The sequence below is a fragment of the Polaromonas sp. P3_B1 genome, assembly GCF_056402935.1.
Genome location: NZ_JBFUGK010000076.1, coordinates 1 through 5631, shown reverse-complemented (window position 1 = coordinate 5631; position 5631 = coordinate 1). Strand labels below are relative to the sequence as shown.

5 protein-coding genes are annotated in these 5631 nt (G+C 63.1%); 2 read left to right on the top strand and 3 right to left on the bottom strand.

Annotated features, from left to right (window positions below):
* Positions 1–230 precede the first annotated feature (230 nt).
* The gene (locus AC1DXS_RS24600) at positions 231–737 is read right to left on the bottom strand and encodes an N-acetyltransferase family protein (protein ID WP_477740065.1); all 507 of its coding nucleotides are present in this window, start codon (positions 735–737) and stop codon (positions 231–233) included.
* 115 nt (positions 738–852) lie between these two features.
* Positions 853–3063, bottom strand: coding sequence for a catalase/peroxidase HPI (katG, locus tag AC1DXS_RS24595; RefSeq protein ID WP_477740064.1), 2211 nt, complete (start codon positions 3061–3063; stop codon positions 853–855).
* Positions 3064–3258: 195 nt separating this feature from the next.
* Between katG and AC1DXS_RS24590 the strand changes: the two genes are divergently transcribed.
* Complete coding sequence (locus AC1DXS_RS24590; RefSeq protein ID WP_477740063.1) at positions 3259–3885, top strand: peroxidase-related enzyme; 627 nt, start codon at positions 3259–3261, stop codon at positions 3883–3885.
* A gap of 30 nt (positions 3886–3915) precedes the next feature.
* Here the strand turns inward: AC1DXS_RS24590 and AC1DXS_RS24585 are convergent, their stop codons facing one another.
* Positions 3916–4515: a TetR/AcrR family transcriptional regulator gene (locus tag AC1DXS_RS24585; protein WP_477740062.1), complete on the bottom strand. Its 600-nt coding sequence runs from the start codon at positions 4513–4515 to the stop codon at positions 3916–3918.
* Positions 4516–4662: 147 nt separating this feature from the next.
* On the opposite strand from AC1DXS_RS24585, the gene AC1DXS_RS24580 reads away from it, so the two are divergent.
* Complete coding sequence (locus AC1DXS_RS24580; protein WP_477740061.1) at positions 4663–5583, top strand: metal-dependent hydrolase; 921 nt, start codon at positions 4663–4665, stop codon at positions 5581–5583.
* Positions 5584–5631: the final 48 nt, after the last annotated feature.

Below are 5631 nucleotides of genomic sequence, written 5' to 3'. Positions count from 1 at the left end.
GACAAGCGGATCAGGGCAAAAACGTGTTTGAGCCGCAGGCGAGTTGTTTTTGACCCCGCTTGGCTCGAGCACCGCAGGTTGCCCGTAGCGCAGCGTAGGGACCCAGACTGCGGGTCGCCTTTTCTTTGCTTACGTTCTTTTGGCGAAGCAAAAGAAAGTAAGTCGCCAGCCGGGGCGAGTCCCGGCCAACTGAACTTAAAGAAGAGCACCCCGTCGGAACAAGAACAGGCTCACCCCAAAGTCTTAAACATCACAAACGCATCAACCAACCCCAACCTCAAATGCCGAAAAGCTTTCGGCAAAGTCCCCACCACCTCAAACCCCAATCGCTTCCATAACCGAACCGCCCGTTCGTTGGTCGACACCACCAGGTTGAACTGCATCGCGGAAAAACCCATGGCCAGGGCCTCGCGCTGCGAGTGTTCGCACATGGCCGAGGCCAGGCCTTGGCCCTGGGCTTCGGGTGCGACCACATAGCCGCAGTTGCAGACATGTGAACCCAGGCCCGGCTGGTTGGGTTTGATGAAATAGGTGCCGAGCACGGGGCCATCGCCGGCGTCACCTTCGCGCACCACGTAGGTGGCGCGGGGCGCCTCCATCCAGGCGGCGTGGGTTTCGGCTTCGGTGCTTTGCGGCGAAAAGGCATAGGTGTCGCCGGCTTCGAAGGTGGCGCGCAGCAGCGGCCAGACGGCGGACCAGTCGGCTTCTTCGCAACGGCGTATCTTTATCTGGGTCATGAGCTCGTTAGAACAGGTTCTTAAAAACCCAAGCGTAGTGGAAAACAAAAAAGCCCGCCCAGGCTTTCACCGGAGCGGGCAAGATCAACACTGTTCAACGCTGTTTCAACGCGGTTCAAGCCAGGTCGTAACGGTCCAGGTTCATCACCTTGTTCCAGGCGGCCACAAAGTCCCGCACGAATACTTCGCGTGAGTCGCTGCTGGCATAGACTTCCGCGATGGCCCTCAGTTGGGAGTTCGAACCGAAGACGAGGTCGGTGACGGTCGCTGTCCACTTGATCTCACCGCTCGCGCGATCACGTCCTTCCAGCACGCCCTCATCGCCGGCGGACTTCTGCCACTTGGTGCGCATGTCGAGCAGGTTCACGAAGAAGTCGTTGCTCAAGGTGCCGGGCCGCTTGGTGAAAACACCGTGCGGGGCCTGGCCGACGTTGGCATTGAGGGCGCGCATGCCGCCGACCAGCACCGTCATCTCGGGAGCGCTCAGCGTCATGAGGCTGGCCTTGTCCACCAGCAGTTCGGCCGCGCGCGCTTCCTGCCCCTTGCGGCCGTAGTTGCGGAAACCGTCCGCTGTCGGTTCCAGCACGGCGAAGGCATGCACATCGGTCTGCTCCTGCGAAGCGTCCGTTCGTCCCGGCGAGAACGGCACCTTCACATCGTGCCCTGCCCTCTTGGCCGCTGCTTCGACGGCCGCGCAGCCGCCGAGCACAATCAGGTCAGCCAGCGAAATCTTCTTGCCGCCGGATTGTGCGCCGTTAAATTCGGCCTGGATCGCCTCCAGCACCTTCAACACTTTCGCAAGCTCGGCCGGCTGGTTGACCTCCCAGTCTTTTTGCGGCGCAAGGCGAATGCGCGCGCCGTTGGCACCGCCGCGCTTGTCGCTGCCGCGGAATGTGGCGGCGGATGCCCAGGCCGTCGTGACCAGTTGGGTGATGGAAAGCCCGGATGCGAGCAGCGTGGCCTTCAAAGCGGCAATGTCGTTCTCTCCGACCAGTTCATGGTCGACCGACGGAATCGGGTCTTGCCACAACAACTGTCCCTTGGGAACCAGCGGGCCCAGGTAGCGCGCGGCCGGCCCCATGTCGCGGTGCGTGAGCTTGTACCAGGCCTTGGCGAAAGTCTCCGCAAACTCCTGTGGGTTGGCCATGAAGCGCCGCGAGATCTTCTCGTAGGCCGGGTCCATGCGCATGGCCATGTCGGCCGTGGTCATCATGGGCGCGTGGCGCTGCGCGGGATCATGGGCGTCCGGCACCGCGGTCGCCGCGGCGGGATCCTTGGGCTTCCACTGATGCGCGCCCGCGGGGCTCCTGGTCAGCTCCCACTCGTAGCCGAACAGGTTCTCGAAGTAGCCGTTGTCCCACTTGATGGGGTTGTTGGTCCAGGCACCTTCGATGCCGCTGGTGATGGTGTGCACACCATGGCCGCCGCCAAACTTGTTGGTCCAGCCGAAGCCCTGGTCTTCAAGGCTGCCGCCCTCGGGCTCGGGGCCGACGTATTTGCCCGGCTCGGCGGCGCCATGGGCTTTGCCGAAGGTGTGGCCGCCGGCGGTCAGTGCGACGGTCTCCTCGTCGTTCATGGCCATGCGCGCGAAGGTTTCGCGGATGTCGCGCGCCGAACCCAGGGGGTCCGGGTTGCCGTTCGGGCCTTCGGGGTTCACATAGATCAAGCCCATCTGGACAGCACCCAGGGGGTTTTCGAGTTCGCGGTCGCCGCTGTAGCGCTTGTCGCCCATCCACTCGGCTTCGGGCCCCCAATACACCTCTTCCGGCTCCCAGGCGTCGGGGCGGCCGCCGGCAAAACCGAAGGTCTTCAGCCCCATGGAGTCCATGGCCACAGTGCCGGCCAGCACCATCAGGTCGGCCCAGGAGATCTTGCGGCCGTACTTCTGCTTGATCGGCCACAGCAGGCGGCGCGCCTTGTCGAGGTTGCCGTTGTCGGGCCAGCTGTTCAGCGGCGCGAAGCGCTGCATGCCCGAACCCGCGCCGCCGCGGCCGTCGGCGATACGGTAGGTGCCCGCGCTGTGCCAGGCCATGCGGATGAAGAAGGGGCCGTAATGGCCGTAGTCCGCGGGCCACCAGTCCTGCGAATCGGTCATCAGCGCATGGAGGTCTTTGACCACGGCATGCAGGTCCAGGGTCTTGAATTCCTCAGCGTAGTTGAAGGCCTCGCCCATGGGGTCGGCCTTGGGGGAGTTCTGGTGAAGAATCTTGAGGTTGAGCTGGTTGGGCCACCAGCTGGCGTTGCCTGGGGCGCCGGCCAGCGCGTGTTTGCGGGCGCCGCCCGAGAACGGGCAGGCGCTTTCGCCTTGCGTCGTGTGATCAGCCATGTTGAACTCCTTTTATGAATATGGGATGAAACGCAGTCTAGATTTCGCTGCAAAATACTCAAAGACAATTAAAAGTATTCATTTAATAGTTTTTATTAATTACATGCGTTTGACGCCAGGCCCACGTGGCCGGATCGGCCGTCTTGCCGTTACGCTTGAGCCGAGCCACTTATAAAGCCTTTGAAGGAAACCCTCATGACGACCAAGCCCGCGACACCAGGCGCAGCCCCCCGCTACCCCGCCCCCGAACTCAAGGACCTGCCCGAGGACATCAAGGCCAAGGTCCTCGAAGTGCAGGAAAAAGCCGGCTTTGTGCCCAATGTATTCCTGGCGCTGGCGCGCCGCCCCGCCGAGTGGCGTGCCTTCTTTGCCTACCACGATGCCCTGATGCTCAAGGAAGAAGGCTCCAACCCCGCCGGAACCCTGACCAAGGGCGAGCGCGAGATGATTGTCACCGCCACCAGCGCGGCCAACAACTGCCTCTACTGCGTGGTGGCGCATGGCGCCATCCTGCGGATTTATGAAAAGAAGCCGCTGGTCGCCGACCAGGTGGCGGTCAACTACCGCAAGGCCGACATCACGCCGCGCCAGCGCGCCATGCTGGACTTCGCGATGAAAGTCTGCCTGCAGGCCGACCGGATTGAAGACGCCGACTTCGAAGCGCTGTACGGCCACGGCTTTGACGACGAAGACGCCTGGGACATCGCGGCCATCACGGCCTTCTTCGGCCTCTCCAACCGCATGGCCAGCTTCAGCAACATGCAGCCCAATACCGAGTTCTACCTGATGGGCCGCGTGCCCAAGCCACCCAAGCCGGCCTGACCTGCCTGATCGCGGATCGCGAAAGACTGCTCAGGCGCGAATCACACCGAGCACCATGCGCACCAGCTCGTCCTCGAACTCGGGCGTACCCAGCAGCGGCGAGTCTTCCAGCGAAGCGCTGCGGATCGCACCCATCACCGCGCGTGTGGCCACAAACATCATGGCAGGGGTCGGCGCCCTCAACGCCGGGTCGCCCAGTTGCGACAGTGCAAAGGCATTGCGCTCGGACGCCTCGCGCAGCGCCTGCGTGATGTTCTCGTGATGGTCCATGCGCCAAGCCAGCCGGATCATGGCCCGTTTGTGTTTGGGCCCGCTGCCGAAGGACTCGACCAGGGTGTGCACCAGCTCACGCACCGTGGACTCCGCGTCGCGCCGCTCGTGAACCGCGCGTTTCATGAAGGCCTGCAACTCATTGAGCACGCGCCGCCGTTCGCGGTTGATCATGGCCAGCAGGATGGCCTCCTTGCTGGGGAAATACTGGTACAGCGTGCCGATCGAAAACCCGGCTTTTTTGGCGACCTTGTTGGTGGTCAAAGCCCCTTCGCCATCGCTTTCCACAATCTGAGCAGTGGCTTGGAAAATCGTCTCTATGGTGCGTTGGGCGCGGTCCTGCGTGGGCAGTTTGCGCATGCTGTCAGAGGGGATTGGGCCCGATGGCGGGCTTGGAAGGGTCATGGCGTGAAAACTGAGCGGTAGGCGAGTTGTGGGACCAGCGGTAAAACTGAATAATGCTCATGAATCAGTGTTTGTGCAAGGTTTGACTTGAACCAGGATTTCATGACCTCAACCGCGACCCCCTCCCCCATCGCTCCCATTTCCCCGGCCGCGCCCAACACGGCATCAGCCAGCCCTTCGGGCCTGACCGTGCGCAAACTCGAGATCGACCTGGGCCAGGGCTTTGACCGCCATTGGTACGGCGGCGACGCCTTCCTGAGCCAGTACCACAACGCCTTGTCCATGAGCTTTCCGGTGGGCGAGCAATCCTTCATCGACTCGGTGCGCGACTGCGCCAAGCTGCTGCCCCAGACGCCGGAGCACGCCCTGCTGCACGAAGCGGTGGCGCAGTTCATAGGCCAGGAGGCCACACACCGCCACATCCATGCGCTCTACAACGCGCACCTGGAAACGCAGGGCCTGGTCAACCGCTGGCAACACTGGGCCACCGCCCGCATTGAGTACGCGCGAAAAAGAGGCGTGGACGCGCGCCACTTCCTCGCCGCGACCGCCGCCTATGAGCACCTCACGGCGGTACTGGCCGACTACCTGCTGCGCCACAACCATACGCTCGACAGCGCCGATCCGAGAATGCAGACACTCTGGCGCTGGCACGCGGCCGAGGAAACCGAGCACCGCGCCGTGGCCTATGACCTTTACCAGGCGGTGCAGGGCAGCTATGGCTGGCGCATACGCTGGTACATCTATGCGGTGCTGGTGTTCACCTTCGACTCGGGGCGGCAGACGCTGCTCAACCTCTGGCACGACGGCACACTGTTCAAGCCCGGCACCTGGTGGAGCGCACTCAAATTCTTCTGGGGCCGCAAGGGTGCGATGTGGTACACCATGGGCCCGCTGCTGGCCTACTTCAGGCGCGGCTTCCACCCGGACCAGGAAGCGTTTGCCGCGCCCGAGCAGCAGACGCGCGGTCTTGCCCAGCGTTGGCTCAAGGAAAACGCGGACAGCTTTCGCGTGGTGCGCTGAGTTCCCCCTCTCCCCCTCTCCCTCTGGGAGAGGGTTGGGGTGAGGGCC

Bases quoted from the DNA above. Each gene is read 5' to 3' on its own strand.
- AC1DXS_RS24600 (WP_477740065.1), bottom strand. From the start codon at position 737: ATGACCCAGATAAAGATACGCCGTTGCGAAGAAGCCGACTGGTCCGCC.
- AC1DXS_RS24580 (WP_477740061.1), top strand. From the start codon at position 4,663: ATGACCTCAACCGCGACCCCCTCCCCCATCGCTCCCATTTCCCCGGCC.
- katG (WP_477740064.1), bottom strand. From the start codon at position 3,063: ATGGCTGATCACACGACGCAAGGCGAAAGCGCCTGCCCGTTCTCGGGC.
- AC1DXS_RS24590 (WP_477740063.1), top strand. From the start codon at position 3,259: ATGACGACCAAGCCCGCGACACCAGGCGCAGCCCCCCGCTACCCCGCC.
- AC1DXS_RS24585 (WP_477740062.1), bottom strand. From the start codon at position 4,515: ATGCGCAAACTGCCCACGCAGGACCGCGCCCAACGCACCATAGAGACG.